This window comes from Mesorhizobium sp. M2E.F.Ca.ET.209.01.1.1 (genome assembly GCF_004010375.2).
Classification (GTDB): domain Bacteria; phylum Pseudomonadota; class Alphaproteobacteria; order Rhizobiales; family Rhizobiaceae; genus Mesorhizobium.
On the sequence record NZ_SADP02000519.1, the window covers coordinates 1 to 355 of the forward strand.

Consider the following 355-nt stretch of genomic DNA (forward strand, 5'->3'; position numbering starts at 1 on the left):
GGCCGGGTTGCCCTGGGCATCGATGGAGACACCGATCAGGCGGCCCGGCATCGAGCGCTTGTAGGCGTCACGGCAGGCCATGAACGCGGCGTGCGGGCCGCCGAAGCCGAACGGCACGCCGAAACGCTGGCTGTTGCCGACCACGATGTCCGCGCCCCATTCGCCCGGTGCGGTCAGCAGGGTCAGCGCCAGCAGGTCGGTGGCCACGGCCACCAGGCCGCCGCGCGCGTGCACGGCCTCGACCAGGGCCTTGTAATCGCCGATCTGGCCGAAGGTGTCCGGGTACTGCAGCAGCAGGCCGAAGGCTTCTGCTTCCAGTGCCTCGGCCGGGGTGCCGACGCGCAGCACGATGCCC

At 71.5% G+C, this 355-nt stretch carries 1 pseudogene; it reads right to left on the reverse strand.

The features are described from left to right. Positions 1 to 355: pseudogene (locus tag EN852_RS36735) on the reverse strand (glycine dehydrogenase (aminomethyl-transferring)); the annotation flags it as partial.